Source organism: Geodermatophilus sp. SYSU D00700 (genome assembly GCF_054050255.1).
The window spans coordinates 1-17294 of sequence record NZ_JBJGZA010000008.1; the positions used below are offsets into that span (position 1 = coordinate 1).

Below are 17294 nucleotides of genomic sequence, written 5' to 3' on the forward strand. Positions count from 1 at the left end.
TCGCAGGCCACGGTGCGCCGCATGCGGGCGGGTGTGTGGCGGCAACTGCCGGGGATGGCCGCGGGCCACACCCGCGCAAGGGCACGTCAGGCCTCCCCCAGCGGGCGGTGGTATTTTTCTGCCATGCGGACGACCATCGACGGCGCCGGGCGCCTCGTCGTCCCCAAGGCCCTGCGGGATGCCCTGGGACTGCGGGCGGGGGACGAGGTCTCCGTCCAGGTCCGCGACGGGCGGCTGGAGATCGAGCCGGCGCCGGTGGCCATGCGCCTGGAGGAGTCCGCGGGGGGCATCCGGGCCGTGACGGAGGTGGACCTCCCTCCGCTCACCGCCGAGCAGGTGCGCGAGGCGCTCGAGAACACCCGGCGGTGATCGCGGCCGACACGAGCGTGCTGGTCGCCGCCTTCGCGTCCTGGCACGAGGCGCACGCCGCGGCCCAGGAGGCACTGCGGGGCGCGCGGGTGGTGGCGCACAGCGTGGTGGAGACGTACTCGGTGCTCACCCGGCTCCCGCCGCCGCACCGGGTGGTGCCGGGGCTGGCGGCGGAGTTCCTCCGGCAGGTCGCGACCGCCCCACCCCTGACGCTCCCGGCCGAGGAGGTCGCGCGGCTCCCGCACCTGCTGGCGGGCCGGGGGATCTCCGGCGGCGCGGCGTACGACGCCCTGATCGCGGTGACCGCCCAGCAGCACGGAGCCGAGCTCGTCTCCCTCGACGCCCGGGCGGCGGCGACCTACCGGGCCGTCGGTGCCGCCCATCGGCTGCTCGCCTGAGGGCGCCCGTCAGGGGCCGACGTCGTCCGGGGGTGCGGGCCAGGGCGGGACGCCGGCCACCGGCCCCTCCCCCAGCGGGGCGGTGAACTCCGGGGGCCGCTTGGCGAGGAAGGCGGCCACCCCCTCCTCGACGTCCGGGCCGGCGGTCAGCTCGGCCAGCGCCCGGGACTCGGCGCGGTGCGCGTCCCACGGCGAGGGCGCGCCGAGCATCGACCACAGCATCCGGCGGGCGGCGGCGACGGCGACCCCGGAGGTGTTGTCGGCGATCTCGCGGGCGAGCCCCAGCGCGGTCGGCAGCAGGTCGGCGTCGGGCACCACCCGCGACACCAGCCGGCCGCGCAGCGCCTCCGCGGCGTCGAACACCCGGCCGGTGGCCACCCACTCCACCGCCTGGCTGATGCCGACCAGCCGGGGCAGGAACCACGACGAGGCCGCCTCCGGGGTGATGCCGCGGCGGACGAAGACGAACCCGAACCGCGCGGACTCCGCGGCGATCCGGACGTCCATCGGCAGGGTCAGGGTCGCCCCGATGCCCACCGCCGGGCCGTTGACGGCGGCGATCACCGGCTTGCGCAGCGCGGCGAAGGGCAGCGCGGCGATGCCGCCCCAGTCCCGCGGGACGCCGTCGACGCTGCCGCGGCCGGGCTCGGCGGCACCGCCGATCCCGCCGCGGGCGCGGTCCCCGAGCCCGCCGGGACCCGCGGCGAGGTCGGCCCCGGCGCAGAACGCCCGCCCGGCCCCGGTCACGACGACGACCCGCACCGCGTCGTCGGCGTCGGCGTCGGCCGCGGCCCGCGCGAGCTCGGCGGCCATCACCGGGGTGAAGGCGTTGAGCCGGTCCGGCCGGTCGAGGGTGATCGTGGCGACGCGGTCGGCGACCTCGTAGCGCAGCTGCGTCGGTTCCGTGGTGGGCTCCCGGGTCGAGGTGGGCACGGTGCGCCGTGCACGTCCGCGGGAGTGCACGACAGGGAGTCAGCCGAGGGCGCCGGCCACGGCCAGGCGGGTGACGGTGTCGAGGTGCTCGGCGGCGTCGCCGAGCAGCAGCCGGTCGGTCTTGGCGCGGCGCCAGTACAGGTGCGCGTCGTGCTCCCAGGTGAAGCCGATGCCGCCGTGCACCTGCACCACCGTCTCGGCCGCCCGCTCGAACACCTCGGCGGCGTAGGCCTTCGCGGCGGAGGCGGCCAGGGGCAGCTCGTCGGGCGCGGAGTCGGCCGCCCACGCCGCCCACCACACCAGCGAGCGCAGCTGGTCCACGCCCACCCAGGCGTCGACCAGCATGTGCTTGACCGCCTGGTAGGAGCCGATGAGCCGGCCGAACGCCTCGCGCTGCTGCGCGTACTGCACGCCCATGAGCACCGCGCGGTCGGCGGCGCCGAGGTCCTCGGCGGCCAGCACGACCGCCGCCACCTGCCGCGCCCGCGCCCACAGCGCACCGGCGTCCTCGGCGAGCACCCGGCGGGAGGTCAGCCGCACCCGGGCCAGCCCGCGGGTGGCGTCCAGCGGCCGGCCGGGCACGACCTCGCCCTCGCCCGCGACCAGCGTCCCGCCGTCGAGGCCGAGGAACAGCGTGGCGTCGGCGGCGTCGATCGACGGCGCCGAGCCGGTGACCGGGCCGTCGAGCACCGCGATCGCCGCCGACCCGTCGGCGAGCTGCGCGGCGAGGTCGGGCACTCCCTCCAGCAGCACCGCGGCGCGCGCCGCGGTGACCAGCGACGGCCCGGCCAGCACCGCGCCGGCCTGCTCGGCGACGACGGCGAGGTCGAGCACGCTGCCACCCGCGCCGCCGGCCGACTCGGGCACGGTGACCCCGAGGAAGCCGATGTCGGCCAGCGCCTTGCGGCCCGGGGCCGGCACGCCGTCGCCGTCGAGCGCGGCCCGCGCGGCCGACAGGGGCACCGAGCCGGTGAAGAACTCGCGCGCGCCGGCCGCGGCCGCCCGCTGGTCGTCGGAGAGGTCGAAGTTCACCGTCGTCCTCCGGAGGAGAAGGGGGCGGTCTTGTCGGTGCGCGGTTCCGGCGGCAGGCCCAGCACCCGCTCGCCGAGGATGTTGCGCAGCACCTGGTCGGTGCCGCCGGCGATGGCGATGCCAGGCACGTAGGCCTGCGCCCGCTGCCAGGTCTCGTCGCCGCCGGCGGTGGCGCCGAGGACGGCGTCGTCACCGAGCAGCCGCACGCCGGCGTCGGCGACCAGCCGGGCCGCGGCGGTGCCGCCGAGCTTGCCGGCGCTGGCCTCGGGGCCGGGCACGCCGCCCTGGGACAGCGTGGTGAACCGGCGGTAGCCGGTGTAGCGGGTGGCCAGCGAGGCGACCAGCGCCCGGCCGACCGCCTGCCGGGCCAGCGCCTGCCGCTCCGGGTCGAGGGCGGGCAGCCGCTCGCGGGCGTGCGCGGCCAGCGCCTCGGCGGACTGGCCGATGTCGCTGCCGGCGCCGCCGATGGCCACCCGCTCGTTCATCAGCGTGGTGAGCGCGACCCGCCAGCCCTCGCCGGGCTCGCCGAGCCGCTCGGCGTCGGGGATGCGGACGTCGTCGAAGAACACCTCGTTGAAGTCCGCGCCGCCGCTCATCTGGCGCAGCGGCCGCACCGTGACGCCGGGGGCGTGCATGTCGACGACGAACATCGTCAGCCCGGCGTGCTTGGGCTTCTCCGGGTCGGTGCGGGTGAGCAGGATGCCGAAGTCGCTGACGTGCGCGAGCGTCGTCCACACCTTCTGGCCGTTGACCACCCAGTCCTCGCCGTCGCGGACCGCCGACGTGCGCAGCGCGGCGAGGTCCGAGCCCGACGCCGGCTCGCTGAACAGCTGGCACCAGACGTCGTCGGCGCGCAGCAGCCGGGCCAGGTAGCGGGACCGCTGGTCGTCGCTGCCGTGGGCGATGACGGTGGGCCCGCACATGCCGATGCCGATGTGGTTGATCAGCGTGGGCACCCGGGCGCGGGCCAGCTCCTGCGCCACGATCGCCTGCTGCACCAGCGTGCCGCCCTGCCCGCCGTACTCGCGCGGCCAGGTGACCCCCACCAGCCCCTCCTCGGCCAGCACCCGCTGGGTCGCGCGCAGCTCCGCCTCGCGCGAGCGGGCGTCGACCGGCTCGCCGGGCGCCACGTGCAGCAGGTCGGCCGCGCGGTCGGTGAGCACCGACCGGACCCGGACCCGGTAGGTGGCCTCCTCGGGTGTGTCGTCGAAGTCCACGCGGGCGCCTCCTGCTCGTCGGGCCGGTCGCGCCGCAGCGTGACACCGGTCACCCGCGACGGTCAACGGTGACTGTTCGACGCCGGGCGTGGCGCCTACCCTGCCCCGGTGACCGCCGACCCCGTCCCGGTCGACGGCCCGCCGCGGACCCGCTCCGCGCGGACGGCCGACAGCCGGGCGCTCATCCTCGACGCCGCCGTCGCCTGCCTGGTCCAGGACGGGTACGCCGGCGCCTCCACCCTCGCCGTCCAGGCGCGGGCCGGGGTGTCGCGCGGCCGGCTGCTGCACCACTTCCCGTCCCGCGCCGAGCTGCTGGTCGCCGCGGCCGGGCACGTGTCGACCACCCTGCTGGCCGAGGTCGAGGAGCGGGCGGCCGCGGTCATGGCCGACCAGCCGGCCGGCCCGGAGCGGGTGGGCCGCGCCATCGACCTGATGTGGGCGACCTTCCACGAGCCGCCGTTCTGGGCGGCCATGGAGCTGTGGACGGCGGCCCGCACCGACCCCGGGCTGCGGACGGCGCTGCGGGCCGAGGAGCGGCGGCTGCGCGCGGCGATCCGCCGGGTGGCCGACGGGATCTGGGGCCCGGAGATCGCGGCCGCGCCTCTCTACGCCGAGCTGTGCGAGCTGCTGTTCACCAGCATGCGCGGCGTGGCCTGCGTGTACGCCTTCGCCGACCGGCCGCCCGCGACCGATCCGCACCTGGCGCTGTGGAAGGGGCTCGCCGCCCGGATGCTCTTCGCCCGTCCGGAGGGCTGAGGCCCGCCCGTTGACCGCCGGCTCCGGTCCCCAGCAGCATGACGCGGGTCACACCCGGCCCGAGGAGGACCCGTGAGCGCCCCGATCCCCGTTCTGCAGGGCCGCGGCATGACCGCCGCCGACCAGCTCGCCCGCTGGGCCCGCCGGACCCCGGACGCGTGGGCGCTGCGCTTCGGCGGCGGCGGGCGCACCTACGCGGAGGTCGACGAGCGGGTCACCCGGCTCGCCCGCGCGCTGGCCGACCGCGGGGTCGGCCCGGGCGACCGCGTCGCGGTGCTGGGCCTGAACTCGATGGAGGTCTGGGAGTCCTACCTCGCCGGCGTGCGGCTGGGCGCGGTCGTCGTCCCGGTCAACTTCCGGCTGGTGGCCGACGAGGTCGCCTACGTGCTCACCGACTCCGGCGCCACCGCCCTCGTCGTCGACGCCGCGCTGACCGAGGTGGCCACCAAGGCCCGCGAGCAGGCGCCGGACGTGCACACCGTGCTCACCATCGGCGGGGACCTCGAGGACGCCCTGGCCGCCGCTGCGGCCGAGCCGCTCGACACCGAGGTCGACGAGTCCGCGCCCGCGTTCATCATGTACACCTCGGGCACCACCGGCCGGCCCAAGGGCGCCGTGCTCACCCACCGCAACCTGCTCATGCACGTCTTCAGCCAGGTCACCCACCTCGGCTGGGACCCCGACGACCGGGTCGCCGTGCCGGGCGCGCCGCTGTTCCACATCGCCGGGCTGGCCGGGGGCCTGCCGCCGCTGCTGCTCGGCGGCACCCACGTGGTCCTGCGCTCGGGCGGCTTCGACCCGGTGGCCACCCTCGACCTCGTCGAGCGGGAGCGGGTCAGCAGCATCTTCCTGGTGCCGGCGATGTGGGCGGCCGTCGTCGCCGTCCCGGGCATCGCCGACCGCGACCTGTCGTCGCTGCGGCGCATCTCCTGGGGCGCGGCCCCGGCGTCGACCGGCCTGCTGCGGACGATGATCGACACGTTCCCGCAGGCCGAGGTCGTCACCGCCTTCGGGCAGACCGAGTGCAGCCCGGTCACCTGCTTCCTGCGCGGTGAGGACTCGGTGCGCAAGATCGGCTCGGTCGGCACGCCGATGCTCAACGTCGAGGTCCGCGTGGTCGACGACCGGATGCAGGACGTGCCGCAGGGCGAGGTGGGCGAGATCGTCTACCGCAGCCCGATGGTGATGAGGGAGTACTGGGGCAAGCCCGAGGCGACGGCGGAGGCGTTCGCCGGCGGGTGGTTCCACTCCGGCGACCTGGTCCGGCAGGACGAGGAGGGCTACATCTACGTCGTCGACCGCAAGAAGGACATGATCATCACCGGCGGCGAGAACGTGTACTGCGCCGAGGTGGAGGACGTGCTCGCCGCCCACCCCGGCGTGGCCGAGGTGGCGCTCATCGGCGTCCCGGACGCCCGCTACGGCGAGGCGCCGCTCGCCGTCGTCGCCTCGCGGGACCCCGACGCCCCGCCCACCCCCGAGGAGCTCACCGCGTGGTGCCGGGAGCGGCTGGCCCGCTACAAGCACCCGCGCGAGTACGCCTTCGTGCCGGCGCTGCCGCGCAACCCCAGCGGCAAGGTGCTCAAGACGTCCCTGCGCACCGAGCACCGGGCGGGCTCCCTGGTCAGCGACCCTGCCGTGTGAGCACTTCCGCGGAAGTGCACGGACCGTGCAGCCCTCGACAGCCGGCTGTGACGTGAGCCACGCTGTGCCGGCTCGCACCCCGACAGGGAGGACCCCGGATGACCGCCACGCAGCCCGTCTCGACCCCCACCGCGGCCAGCTGGCCGCCCGGGCTGCCCCGCTCGCTGGAGTACCCGCAGGTCCCGGTCGGGTCGATCCTGCGCGCGGCGGTGCGCCGCTGGGGCACCCGGACGGCGTTCGTCGACCACGACGTCGAGCTCTCCTACGAGGAGCTCGGCGCGCGGGCCGCCGCGGTCGCCAACTGGCTGGCCGACCACGGCGTGCGCCGCGGCGACGTGGTGGCGGTGCACATCCCGAACTGCCGCCAGTACCCCGCCGTCTACTACGGCGTGGTGATGGCCGGCGCGGTGTTCTCCCCCACCAACCCGCTGCTGCCCGCGGCCGAGCTCGCCGCCCAGCTCACCGACTCCGGCGCGACGGTGCTGGTCACCTGGGACCAGGTGCTGCCCTTCGTGCGCTCGGCGCTGGTGGCCACGCCGGTGCGGACCGTCGTCGTCACCGGTGAGGCGCACACCCTCGACCTCGGCGCGCGCCTGCCGGGCCTGGAGGGCGGCGACGTCGACCTCGCCGACCTGCTGGCCGCCGACCCCACCGACCGCCGGCTCGACGCCGGCCTCGACCCCGCCGCCGACCTCGCGCACCTGGCCTACACCGGCGGCACCACCGGCGTGAGCAAGGGCGTGGAGCTGCCGCACCGCAACGTCGTCACCAACGTGCTGCAGTCGGCGTGCTGGACCTCCGGGTCGCTGCCCGAGCTCGACGAGGCCGGCGACGTCACCCTCCGGCAGGTGCTCGGCGAGGACGAGTACCCGATCCGGCTCGGCGAGGCCCGGCTGGTCAACCTCACCCCGTGGTTCCACGCCATGGGCGCCATCGGCTACCTCAACGGCATGGTCATGGCCGGGACCACGACGGTCATCCACATGCGGTTCGACCCGGTCAGGTACGTCGAGGACGCCGTGCGGTACCGGGTGACCAGCATCGGCGGCGCCCCGCCGGTGTTCGTGGCGCTGCTGCAGGTGCCCGGCATCGAGGACGCCGACCTCTCGTCCGTCCGCGGGGTCTCCAGCGGCGCGGCGCCGCTGCCGGTGCCGCTGATCGAGCGGCTGCAGGCGCTGCTGCCCAACGCGGTCATCGGCGAGGGCTACGGGCTGACCGAGGTCACCATGATGGCCACCGGCAACCCGTCGTTCCGCTCGGGCACCCGCAAGGCCGGCACGGTCGGGGTGCCGATCTTCGACACCGAGATCAGCATCCGCCCGCTCGGCGGCGGCGACCCGCTGCCGGTGGGTGAGCGCGGCGAGGTGTGCATCCGCGGCCCGCAGGTCATGCGCGGCTACGCCCACCGGCCCGAGGCGACCGCGGAGTCCATCGACGCCGACGGCTGGTTCCACAGCGGCGACGTCGGCGTCATCGACGAGGACGGCTACCTGTCGATCGTCGACCGCACCAAGGACATGCTGCTCTACAAGGGCTACAACGTGTTCCCGCGCGAGCTCGAGGAGGTCCTCTTCGGCGTCCCCGGGGTGGCCGGCGCCGCCGTCGTCGGCCGGCCCGACGAGGCCGCGGGCGAGCTGCCGGTGGCCTACGTCGTCCGCCGCGACGACGACGCCGGGCGGGCGCTGACCGCCGAGTCGGTGATGGCCGCGGTCAACGACCGGGTCACGCACTACAAGCGGCTGCGCGACGTCGTCTTCATCGACGCCATCCCGGTGTCGGCGGCGGGCAAGGTGCTCAAGCGCGAGCTGGCCGCGCGGGAGCGGGAGGCGGCCGGGCAGGGCTGACCCGTTCGGGCGGCGGCCGCGGCGTCCTGCACGCCCGGCCGCCGTCCGCTCGCTATCGTCCGCCACGTGATGGGCGGACACGGCGCGGGTGAGGACCCGCACACCGGGGTGCAGATCGCCCACGAGGAGCCCTCGCCGATCCGTCAGGTGACCCGGCGTCTGCTCATCGCGACGGTCATCCTGGTGATCACCATCCTGCTGGTGTGGCTCGACCGGGACGGCTACCGGGACAACGCCGACGGCGACGTCACGCTGCTCGACGCCGCCTACTACTCCACGGTCTCGCTCTCGACCACGGGCTACGGCGACATCGTGCCCGTGACCGACGGCGCCCGTCTGTTCAACTTCGCCGTCATCACGCCGCTGCGGGTCATGTTCCTGATCGTGCTCATCGGGACGACCCTCGAGGCGCTCACCGCGCGCTCGCGCGAGGAGTTCCGCATCCGACGCTGGAGGTCCCGCGTGCGCCAGCACGTCATCGTGTGCGGCTACGGCACCAAGGGGCGCAGCGCCATCCGCTCCCTGCAGGCCACGGGCACGCCGCTCGAGAACATCGTCGTCGTCGATCCCGAGACGCGGGCGATCGACGAGGCCAACTCCACCGGGCTGACCGGGATCGTCGGGGACGCCGGCCGCACGGACGTGCTGCGCCGGGCGCACGTCGAGCGGGCGCGGGCGGTCATCGTGGCGGCCAACCGCGACGACGCAGCGGTGCTCATCACGCTGACCGTGCGCCAGCTCAACCACAGCGTCCCGATCACGACCAGCGTCCGCGAGGAGGAGAACGCCCAGCTCCTGCGGCAGTCCGGTGCCGACACGGTCATCACCACCTCGGCCACGGCGGGGCGGCTGCTCGGCCTGTCCACCGACAGCCCCCGGGTGGTCTCGGTGGTGGAGGACCTCGTCACCGGCGGCCAGGGGCTGGACCTCTCGCAGCGCGAGGTCACCGCCGGGGAGGTGGGTCTCGGCCCGCGGGACCTGCGCGACATCGTGCTGTCGGTGACCCGCGGCGGGCGCACGCTGCGCTTCGACGACCCCCTGATCGGCACGCTGCAGAGCGAGGACGTGCTGGTCGTGGTCCGCTCGCACGGGCCCAACGGCCACTACGCGCGCACCTGACGGGTGCGTCCCGGCGACCGCGCCGGGACACGGACCCGCCCCGGAGTTGACCGTAGCCGTTCAACCACTCAGAGTGACGGGACATCTCGACGCGCTTGCGTCCCGTCCCCTGGAGGACCTCCATGCCCCGTGCCTCGACGACGAGGCGACGGGTGGCGACCGCGGTCGCGGCCACCGCCACGCTCCTGCTCGCCGGACCCACCGCGACGGCCACGGCCGACGACGTCCTCCAGCCCGGCACCCCGCTGTCCACCAACCCGGAGAGCACCACCCTCGAGGCCGCCCAGGACCTCGCGGGCCAGGCGCGCGCCGACTCCCAACTGCTCGGCGGGTACGCCTCGGCCACCTGGTTCACCCGGGGCACACCCGACGAGGTCCGCGCCGAGGTCGCGGAGGTCGTCGCGGAGGTCGTCGCCGCGGCCGACGCGGACGACGCCGCGCCGGTGCTCGTCGCCTACAACGTCCCGTTCCGCGACTGCGCCCAGTACTCCGCAGGCGGTGCCACGAGCGTCGCCGAGTACGAGGCCTGGATCGACGCCTTCGCCGCCGGCATCGGGGACCGCGAGGCGGTGGTCGTCCTCGAGCCGGACGGCCTCGGCATCATCCCCTGGTACACCACCCTCGACGGTCAGCAGGAGTGGTGCCGGCCCGCCGAGGCCGACCCGGCCACGGCCGCCGCCGACCGGTTCACCATGCTGGAGCACGCCGTCGACGTGCTCGGCGCGCTGCCGGCCACCGACGTCTACCTCGACGGGACGCACAGCGGCTGGCTGGGCGTCGGCGAGATCACCGACCGGCTGATCCGGGCGGGGGTGGCCGACGCCGACGGCTTCTTCCTCAACGCCTCGAACTACGTCGCCACCGAGCGGCTCGAGAAATACGGCACCTGGGTGTCGGACTGCATCCACCTCGACCTCAACAGCTGGTGGGACCGCTCCTGGTGCGGCAGCCAGTACTCCCCCGCCGACCCCGCGGACCTCGCGACGTGGACCCGGACCGACGCCGCCTACGACGAGGCGTTCGCCCGGACCGGCCTGGCGCGCGACCCGGCGGGCCAGGCGCACTTCGTCATCGACACCAGCCGCAACGGGCAGGGCACCTGGACGCCGCCGGCCGGCTTCCCGAGCCCGCTGGACTGGTGCAACCCGCCCGGCCGCGGGCTCGGCCACCTGCCCACGACCGAGACGGGGCACGCGCTCCTCGACGCCTACCTGTGGATCAAGGTGCCCGGTGAATCGGACGGCTCCTGCCACCGCGGGTCGGCGGTGCCCCACCCGGACGACCGGACGCCCGACCCCGCTGCCGGGCAGTGGTTCCCCGAGCAGGCCCGGGAGCTCATCGCGCTGGCGGACCCGCCGGTGCCGGCGCCCACCTGCCACGTCTCCTTCCGGGTGACCGGCTCCTCGCCGCAGGGGGCCACGACCCAGGTCCGGGTCCGCAACACCGGCGCCACCGCCGTCGACGGCTGGCGGCTGGAGTGGGCCTTCCACGAGGACGAGACCGTGTCGGACCTGCGAGGCGGCACGGCGCAGCAGGACGGGGCGTCCGTGACGGTGGAGTCCCTCCACCGGAACCGCACAATCCGGCCCGGTCAGCAGGTCCCGCTGTCCTTCACGACGGCGGGCGACGGGGCGCCGGTCACCGAGCCGTGGCTGTTCACGCTCGACGGCCGGACCTGCACCTCGGACTGACCCCCGGACGCCGGCGGGCGGGATCCCGAGGGACCCGCCCGCCGGCCCGGGCGTCGAGGGATGCCGGTCAGACCGGCAGGGCGGCGACCTCCTCGGCCAGCCGGGCGTCGGCCAGCACCAGGTCGGTGGCGGTGGTGTGCCAGCCGGCGACCAGCAGCAGGGGCCAGGGGCGCTCGTCGTCGGCCGAGGCGGTGGCCGCGACGAGGCCGGCCTGCGCCACGGTTCGGCACGCGATGGGGTTCATGCTCCGGTGATCGGCACCGACGGCGCGGAGTGCAGCCGGGCGGGCCGGCTCCCTCCTCCGGGGGAGTGCGACGAGATCCGCGGCGTGCACCGGTCTGCCCCGGGTAGGCCGAGGAGAGGAGGACCGATGACCACCTCCGGAGTGGGGCACCGCCCGGGCCACGCTGCCGAGCAGGAGCTCCCGGCCGGCCGACCGGCCCCGGGAGCCGACGGCGATGACGGCGGCGCCCCGGTCGGCCGCGTACTCGGCGAGGGTGGCCGCGACGGCGCGGGCGCTTCCGACCGGCCCAGGTCGGCAGCCGGACCGTGCCGGCCGGGACCGGCTCCCCGTGGCCGTCCACGGTGACCCGCACGAGCTCCCAGCCGGGGAGGAGGGCTGCGGACGCGGCGGCGGTGCGCTAGGCCCCGGGCGAGCCGTCGGAGGCCACGAGCACCGGACCGGAGGCCGCCGACGCACGCTCGCCGGTGGTCAGCGGGCAGCAACGGCACCCGCAGCGGCCGTTCCCTGCGGGAGCGGCTGTCACGAGCCCGTCCTCGTCGGCGCGGGGTCCGCCGCCGGGTCGGCGCCGGCGCCGGCGCCTCGTCGTGGTGGCGGCTCAGCGAGCAGGACCGGGACCGGCGCGCATCGTGTCAGGCACTGGGTGACGCCGTGAGGAGGCAGCCAGCCCGCGCGTTCGGCCAGCAGGTCGTGCCACGCCCGCAGCCGCGAGCCGCCTCCGAGCGATGGCCGTGCACACCGGCGACGTCGTGCTCCTCGCCGTCCTCCCACCTGCGACGGGGAGCGGGACGAGCCGCGAGGCGGAGGGCCCCTGGCACGGACGGCGTCCGCACCGGGGCCCCCACGACGGCGACGGGGCGGCTCAGCCCAGTGAGCAGGAGTCCCGCAGTGCCGGGTCGGTCGCGCCCACCCCGGCCGGACGCGGGACCGTCGTGCCGGCCGGCGGCTGGACCCCCTCCTCCACCCAGCCCGTGAGCGCGTCGAAGGCCGTGCGGAAGCAGGGCAGCATCGGCCGCAGGTGCTGCGGGTCGAGAGTCACCAGGCTGTCGACGTGGTTGCCGCCCTCGATGCGGTAGTACCGGTGCAGCCGGTCCCGGCTCCGGTCCGCGACCATCCCGGCGTAGACGTCGCTGTCGGTGGCGATCGGCAGCAGGGTGTCGAGCGTCCCGTGCAGGGTGAGCAGCGGCTTCTTGATCTTCCCTGTCAGGCTGATCCGGGCGAGCGCGTCGTGCACCGCCCCGGACCGGGGGTCGGCGAACCAGGCGTCGTAGGTGGCGTCGCTCGGGCACGGAGCCAGGATGGCGGGCAGGCTCGTGCCGGCCGTCGGCCCGGGGCAGGCGGGGTCGTAGGAGGGGTCGAACTCGGTCCGGTAGGTCTTCTGCGTCAGGCCCCAGTAGACCTGCTCGTGGTAGTCCCACAGCGGCTCGGAGCCGCGCGCGAAACCGGCGGCGTACATCTCCTCGGCGGTCGCCTGACCCAGGGTGTAGCGCACCGCGGTCGGCAGGTAGGTGAAGAGGTTGGGCCCGTCGGGGGTGAAGAGGGTGCCCTCCCAGTCGACGCCGCCGTCGTAGAGGTGCGCCCGGTTCTCCAGCTGCCACCGCACGAGGTAGCCGCCGTTGCTGATGCCGGCCATGTAGGTCCGTTCCGGCGCCCTGCCGAGGTGCTGGCGGAGGGCGGTCTTGGCCGCGACCGCGAGCTCGGTCACCCGCTCGTGCCACTCCATGACGGCGTCCCCGGGCGCGACGCCGTCCCGGTAGAAGTCGACGCCGTTGTTGCCCTTGTCCGTCGAGGCGTAGGCGAAGCCCTGGGCCAGCACGAAGTCCGAGACGAGGAAGTCGGAGGCGTACTGCTTGCGGGTGCCGGGTGCGCCGGTCACCACGAGGCCGCCGTTCCAGTCGTCCGGGATGCGGAGGACGAACTGGCTGTCGTGGTTCCAGCCGTGGAGGGTGTTGGAGGTGGACGTGTCGGGGAAGTAGCCGTCGATCTGCAACCCCGGCACACCGGTCGGGTTCGGCGTGCCGGGCACGTGCAGGCCCGTCCAGTCCGCGGCGTCGGTGTACTGGCCGGGGGGCGCCTGCTGCAGGCCGGACGTGGTCAGGTCGGGCAGGCAGGCGGTCACGCTGTGCTCGGCGCCGGGGACCTCGACCGTGTCACCGGCCGCGCACGGCCGAGGGCCTGCGCCCGGACCTCCCGGTGCGGCTGCGGCCGGTGCTGCCTGCAGCGCGAGCGCCGCCGCGACGCCGAGTGTGATGGAGGTGGTGCGCCTGCGCTGTGACACTGGGACTCCCTCGTCCGGCCGTCGGCCGTCCGCGTCCTCGACGACGAGCCGTCGAGGACGCGGACGACACGGTGGGTCGGATCACATGCTGGGGTGGCCGGCTGCGATGCACCACGTGCCCATCCCACAAGCGGCGACGCCGGGGATGTGCGCCGCGCACACAGCCGTCCGAGGGGTCCGCCGACCGCAGGTGCGTCACCCGGCGGCCGGGGTCCGGCAGGGCGGTGCGGGCTCCGGACGGACGCTCGGCCACCGGTCGTCGCTGGGGCGGGCTCCGGCGGGGAGCCGCCCGCCGCGGGTCAGACCGGGGTGTCGAGCAGCTCGGAGAGGTTGCGGTCGACCTCGTCGAGGTAGGTCTTCTCGAAGCCGAACAGCCCGAAGTGGCCGGCGATGCTGGGCAGCACCCGCAGTTCGCTGCCGGCGATGAGTGCCTGCTCGGCGGCGCAGTCGCGGACGGGGAAGAACATGTCCTCGTCGATCGGCATGACGAAGGTCCTCGCGGTGATCCGGCCCAGCGCCGCGGCGAGGTCCCCGTCGGTGTGGCGGGTGACGTCGCCGCGCTGCCACTTCCAGGCCATGCTCAGCAGCGCGTTGGGGTCCATGGCCTGGAAGGTCGCCCGGACGAAGCGGTCCTGGAACTCCTCGAACGTCGACCAGGTGACGTCGGGCAGCTCGATCTGCCGCCAGTACTCGGTCTTCCAGAACTCGGTCGACAGGCCCAGCACCGCCCAGATGTCGGCGTGCCGGCGCAGCCCGTCGGCGACCTCGGTGTGCGAGCGGTACTCCCCGCCGTTCCACCCGGGGTCGGAGGTGATGGCGTCCATCAGGGTCTGGGTGAACAGGAAGTCGTGCGGGGTGTTCTGCGCGGTGCCGGCGATGGGCGCGGCCCGCAGCACCTGCTCGGGGAACCGCACCGCCCACTCGTAGGTCTGCTGCGCGCCCATCGAGCCGCCGACGACCAGCGCCCACCGCTCGATGCCGAACAGCTCCGCGGCCAGCTGCTGCTGCGCGCGGACGTCGTCGCCGATGCGGACGTGCGGGAAGCCCGACATCGCGATGTCGCCGTCGGCGTTGTGCGGTGAGGTGCACAGCCCGTTGCCGATCTGGTTGACCACCACGATGAACCAGCGGCTGGGGTCCAGCGCGCGGCCGGGACCGATGTAGACCATCTCCCAGGTGGCGTGGGTGCCGCTGAACCAGGTGGGGATGAGGACCGCGTTGTCCTTGGCCGCGTTGAGCTCGCCGTAGGTGGCGTAGGCCATCTGCAGGTCGGGGATGTGCCCGCCCTCCTCCAGGTCGAAGCCGCCCAGGGAGTGCATGCGGTAGGCGCCCTGCACCTCGGGTGTGTAGAAGGGGTTCTCGATCACGGGCGCTCCTCGGGTCGGACGGTGACAGCCGCCACTCTGGCGGAGCGAGACGCTCCGGACCAGCATCCGTGGCCGGACCGACGGTTCCACGGTCAGGCCCGGCGTGCCGCGACCTGCTCGCCGGTGGTCCCGGCGGGTCCCCGCAGGAGTCCGCCCGGCACGCGGTGGTGGGCGGTCAGCACCTCGTCGGCCCTCGCCGGAACGTCTCCTCCTCCACCGCCGTCGGGGTGCGCGGGTGGTGTCGTAGCACGGCAGTGGCGCCGTCGAGGGCCCTGCGCCGGTCCGCGTGGATCCGGGACGTCGGCCAGCAGTGGGGCCGGGGTCAGGTCGTGGAGGGACCACCGGCGCCGGCTGACCCCGGGCACCGTGCGGACGCGACGGGAGGTCAGCGGTCCCGGCGCACGACGTCGGCGCGGTCCTCGACGGCGCCGTGACGCACCAGGCTGGCGATGGCGAGTGCGAGGCCGCCCCAGATGACGACCATCGCCACCACCATCATGACGATCGCGGCCGCGCTCACCGGATGCCTCCCTCGTCGTGCCCGGTCACCGGGCGGTCGCGGCGGGCCGGATCAGCCGCGGACGTCGCGTGCAGCGGCGCCGCCGGATCAGAGCCGGGTGGCGGCCCGTCGAGGTGGGTCCCGGCGCGCCACGGCAGCCGGGCGAGGAGGAAGCCGACCAGCGGCAGCGCCAGGACCAGCAGCCAGCCGAAGACCAGCAGGAGCCAGGTGGGGTAGTCCTCGTAGGGCGCGGCGAGGTCGTCGCGCAGCGCGAGGACGAGCACGACCCCCAAGCCCACCGGGGCGACGAGGCTCGTCAGCACGCGCCAGCCCGTGCCGACCCGGGGACGGCCGTGGACGTTGAGGTGGTCGCCGAGGCTGCCCAGGGCCCGCAGCACCCAGGCGACGATCAGCATGCTGATCAGCGCCACGACCAGGATGCCGTACTGGTTGACGAAGTGGTCCACGACGTCGAGCACGTAGATGCCGCTCGTGGTGCTGAACAGCACCAGGCTCAGCACAGCGGCGGGAACGCCGACCGCGAGGGTCGCGGTGAGACGGCTGGTGTCGAGCTTGTCACGGACGGCGGAGATCACGACCTCGATCACGCTGACCAGCGAGGTGATGCCGGCGATGACCAGCGAGCCGTAGAACAGGACGCCGAGGAGCGCGCCGGCCGGGGCCTCGCTGATGATCGTCGGGAAGGCGATGAAGGCCAGCCCGATCCCGTCGCTGGCGACCTCGCCGACCGCGACCCCGCCGGCCTGGGCCATGAAGCCCAGGGCGGCGAACACGCCGATGCCGGCGAGCAGCTCGAAGCCGGAGTTCGAGAAGCCGACGACGAGGCCGGAGCCGATCATGTCCTCGCGACGGCCGACGTACGAGGCGTACGTGATCATGATGCCGAAGCCGATCGACAGCGAGAAGAAGATCTGGCCGAACGCGGCGGCCCAGACGGGAGCCGAGGCGAGTGCCGACCAGTCGGGAGTGAACAGCGCGTCGAGGCCGGCAGCGGCGCCCGGCAGGAACAGCGCCTGGACCACCAGGACGGCGAAGGCGAGCACCAGGACCGGGATGAAGACCAGCGAGGTCGCACCGATCCCGCGCTGGACGCCCAGGGCCATGATCACGAGGACGGCCAGCCAGACGAGCAGGAGAGGCACGAGCACCCCGGGCACCACGTCGGCGGTGACCTCGACGTCTCCGGCCTGGAGGAACTCCCCGAAGAAGAACCCCTCGGGGTCTGCGCCCCACGCCTCGTCGAGGGAGAAGAGGGTGTACCGCAGCGCCCAGGCGATGACCGCCGCGTAGTAGATGGCGATGACGAAGCAGATGCCGACCTGCCACCAGCCGAGGCCCTCGGTGCCACGGCGCAGCCGGGCGAAGGAGAGCGGCGCGGAGCCGCGGTGGCGGTGGCCGATCGCGTAGTCGAGCAGGAGGAACGGGATGCCCGCCGTCAGGAGTGCGACCAGGTAGGGCACCACGAAGGCACCGCCGCCGTTCTCGTAGGCGACGTACGGGAACCGCCAAATGTTGCCCAGCCCGACCGCCGAGCCGATCGCCGCCAGGATGAAGACCCGCCTGTTGCTGAAGGCGCCCCGACGGCGCTCCTGGTCAGGCTGCCCCGTCGCTCGCCCCGCCGTCGTGCTCATGCGACCTCCTGCGTCGTGAGCCGCCGAACCGGCGAAGGCCAGGAGCACCGGTCGACGTCGCGCCGTTGGACAGAGGATGCCAGGACCCGGGCGGCTCCGCGGGCGGAGGATCCCGGCCGCGCTCCCGCGGACCTGACGACGGAGGCGGAGCCGTCGACGCCGAGCACCTGTGCCGTCCCCGCCGCGGAGACCTCGGGGTGGGGTGGGATCTTGGCGAAGTGCAGACCCGCAGCTCAAGAGCCCTGTTTCCGAGC

15 protein-coding genes and 1 pseudogene are annotated in these 17294 nt (G+C 74.8%); 7 read left to right on the top strand and 9 right to left on the bottom strand.

Annotation, left to right across the window (positions count from 1 at the left end; translation table 11 throughout):
* Both ACI79V_RS08450 and ACI79V_RS08455 read left to right on the top strand, forming a co-directional pair.
* The coding region (locus ACI79V_RS08450) for an AbrB/MazE/SpoVT family DNA-binding domain-containing protein (protein WP_456888283.1) at nucleotides 1-369 on the top strand (369 nt) is incomplete at its 5' end.
* Complete coding sequence (locus ACI79V_RS08455) at nucleotides 366-767, top strand: PIN domain-containing protein (RefSeq protein WP_456888285.1); 402 nt, start codon at nucleotides 366-368, stop codon at nucleotides 765-767. The genes ACI79V_RS08450 and ACI79V_RS08455, both read left to right, overlap by 4 nt.
* A gap of 9 nt (nucleotides 768-776) precedes the next feature.
* Here the strand turns inward: ACI79V_RS08455 and ACI79V_RS08460 are convergent, their stop codons facing one another.
* From ACI79V_RS08460 to ACI79V_RS08470, 3 genes are read right to left on the bottom strand one after another with little or no spacing between them, the layout of a single operon-like run.
* Entirely contained in the window at nucleotides 777-1700 is a 924-nt protein-coding gene (locus ACI79V_RS08460) for an enoyl-CoA hydratase-related protein (protein WP_456888287.1), read from the bottom strand.
* A gap of 39 nt (nucleotides 1701-1739) precedes the next feature.
* Entirely contained in the window at nucleotides 1740-2732 is a 993-nt protein-coding gene (locus tag ACI79V_RS08465) for an acyl-CoA dehydrogenase family protein (protein WP_456888288.1), read from the bottom strand.
* Nucleotides 2729-3949: an acyl-CoA dehydrogenase family protein gene (locus ACI79V_RS08470; protein WP_456888289.1), complete on the bottom strand. Its 1221-nt coding sequence runs from the start codon at nucleotides 3947-3949 to the stop codon at nucleotides 2729-2731. Before ACI79V_RS08470 ends, ACI79V_RS08465 begins: the two co-directional genes overlap by 4 nt.
* A gap of 108 nt (nucleotides 3950-4057) precedes the next feature.
* Here ACI79V_RS08470 and ACI79V_RS08475 point away from each other — a divergent pair, with 108 nt between their 5' ends.
* The 5 genes from ACI79V_RS08475 (at nucleotide 4058) to ACI79V_RS08495 (ending at nucleotide 11003) form a co-directional block, all read left to right on the top strand.
* Nucleotides 4058-4705 (top strand): TetR/AcrR family transcriptional regulator, encoded by a 648-nt coding sequence (locus tag ACI79V_RS08475; protein ID WP_456888290.1) that lies wholly within the window; start codon nucleotides 4058-4060, stop codon nucleotides 4703-4705.
* 72 nt (nucleotides 4706-4777) lie between these two features.
* Nucleotides 4778-6349, top strand: a complete 1572-nt coding sequence (locus ACI79V_RS08480; RefSeq protein ID WP_456888292.1) for a long-chain-fatty-acid--CoA ligase — start codon at nucleotides 4778-4780, stop codon at nucleotides 6347-6349.
* A 98-nt stretch (nucleotides 6350-6447) separates the two neighbouring features.
* Entirely contained in the window at nucleotides 6448-8193 is a 1746-nt protein-coding gene (locus ACI79V_RS08485) for a class I adenylate-forming enzyme family protein (protein ID WP_456888294.1), read from the top strand.
* Between the two features lie 69 nt (nucleotides 8194-8262).
* Entirely contained in the window at nucleotides 8263-9312 is a 1050-nt protein-coding gene (locus ACI79V_RS08490; protein ID WP_456877727.1) for a potassium channel family protein, read from the top strand.
* Nucleotides 9313-9464: 152 nt separating this feature from the next.
* Nucleotides 9465-11003 (top strand): glycoside hydrolase family 6 protein, encoded by a 1539-nt coding sequence (locus ACI79V_RS08495; protein ID WP_456888296.1) that lies wholly within the window; start codon nucleotides 9465-9467, stop codon nucleotides 11001-11003.
* Between the two features lie 67 nt (nucleotides 11004-11070).
* On the opposite strand, the gene ACI79V_RS08500 is transcribed toward ACI79V_RS08495, so the two are convergent.
* The 6 genes and pseudogenes from ACI79V_RS08500 to ACI79V_RS08525 form a co-directional block, all read right to left on the bottom strand.
* Nucleotides 11071-11247 carry a hypothetical protein gene (locus ACI79V_RS08500; protein ID WP_456888590.1) on the bottom strand — a complete coding sequence of 59 codons (177 nt, stop codon included), beginning with the start codon at nucleotides 11245-11247 and terminating at the stop codon, nucleotides 11071-11073.
* Nucleotides 11248-11406: 159 nt separating this feature from the next.
* Nucleotides 11407-11703: pseudogene (locus ACI79V_RS08505) on the bottom strand (universal stress protein); the annotation flags it as partial.
* 403 nt (nucleotides 11704-12106) lie between these two features.
* Nucleotides 12107-13363 carry a tannase/feruloyl esterase family alpha/beta hydrolase gene (locus ACI79V_RS08510; RefSeq protein ID WP_456888298.1) on the bottom strand — a complete coding sequence of 419 codons (1257 nt, stop codon included), beginning with the start codon at nucleotides 13361-13363 and terminating at the stop codon, nucleotides 12107-12109.
* Between the two features lie 458 nt (nucleotides 13364-13821).
* The gene (locus tag ACI79V_RS08515; protein WP_456888300.1) at nucleotides 13822-14889 is read right to left on the bottom strand and encodes an alpha/beta fold hydrolase; all 1068 of its coding nucleotides are present in this window, start codon (nucleotides 14887-14889) and stop codon (nucleotides 13822-13824) included.
* Nucleotides 14890-15274: 385 nt separating this feature from the next.
* Nucleotides 15275-15409, bottom strand: a complete 135-nt coding sequence (locus tag ACI79V_RS08520) for a methionine/alanine import family NSS transporter small subunit (protein WP_456877722.1) — start codon at nucleotides 15407-15409, stop codon at nucleotides 15275-15277.
* Complete coding sequence (locus ACI79V_RS08525) at nucleotides 15406-17040, bottom strand: sodium-dependent transporter (protein ID WP_456888301.1); 1635 nt, start codon at nucleotides 17038-17040, stop codon at nucleotides 15406-15408. Before ACI79V_RS08525 ends, ACI79V_RS08520 begins: the two co-directional genes overlap by 4 nt.
* Nucleotides 17041-17294 lie beyond the last annotated feature (254 nt).

Bases quoted from the DNA above. Each gene is read 5' to 3' on its own strand.
- ACI79V_RS08525 (WP_456888301.1), bottom strand. From the start codon at position 17,040: ATGAGCACGACGGCGGGGCGAGCGACGGGGCAGCCTGACCAGGAGCGC.
- ACI79V_RS08490 (WP_456877727.1), top strand. From the start codon at position 8,263: ATGGGCGGACACGGCGCGGGTGAGGACCCGCACACCGGGGTGCAGATC.
- ACI79V_RS08485 (WP_456888294.1), top strand. From the start codon at position 6,448: ATGACCGCCACGCAGCCCGTCTCGACCCCCACCGCGGCCAGCTGGCCG.
- ACI79V_RS08500 (WP_456888590.1), bottom strand. From the start codon at position 11,247: ATGAACCCCATCGCGTGCCGAACCGTGGCGCAGGCCGGCCTCGTCGCG.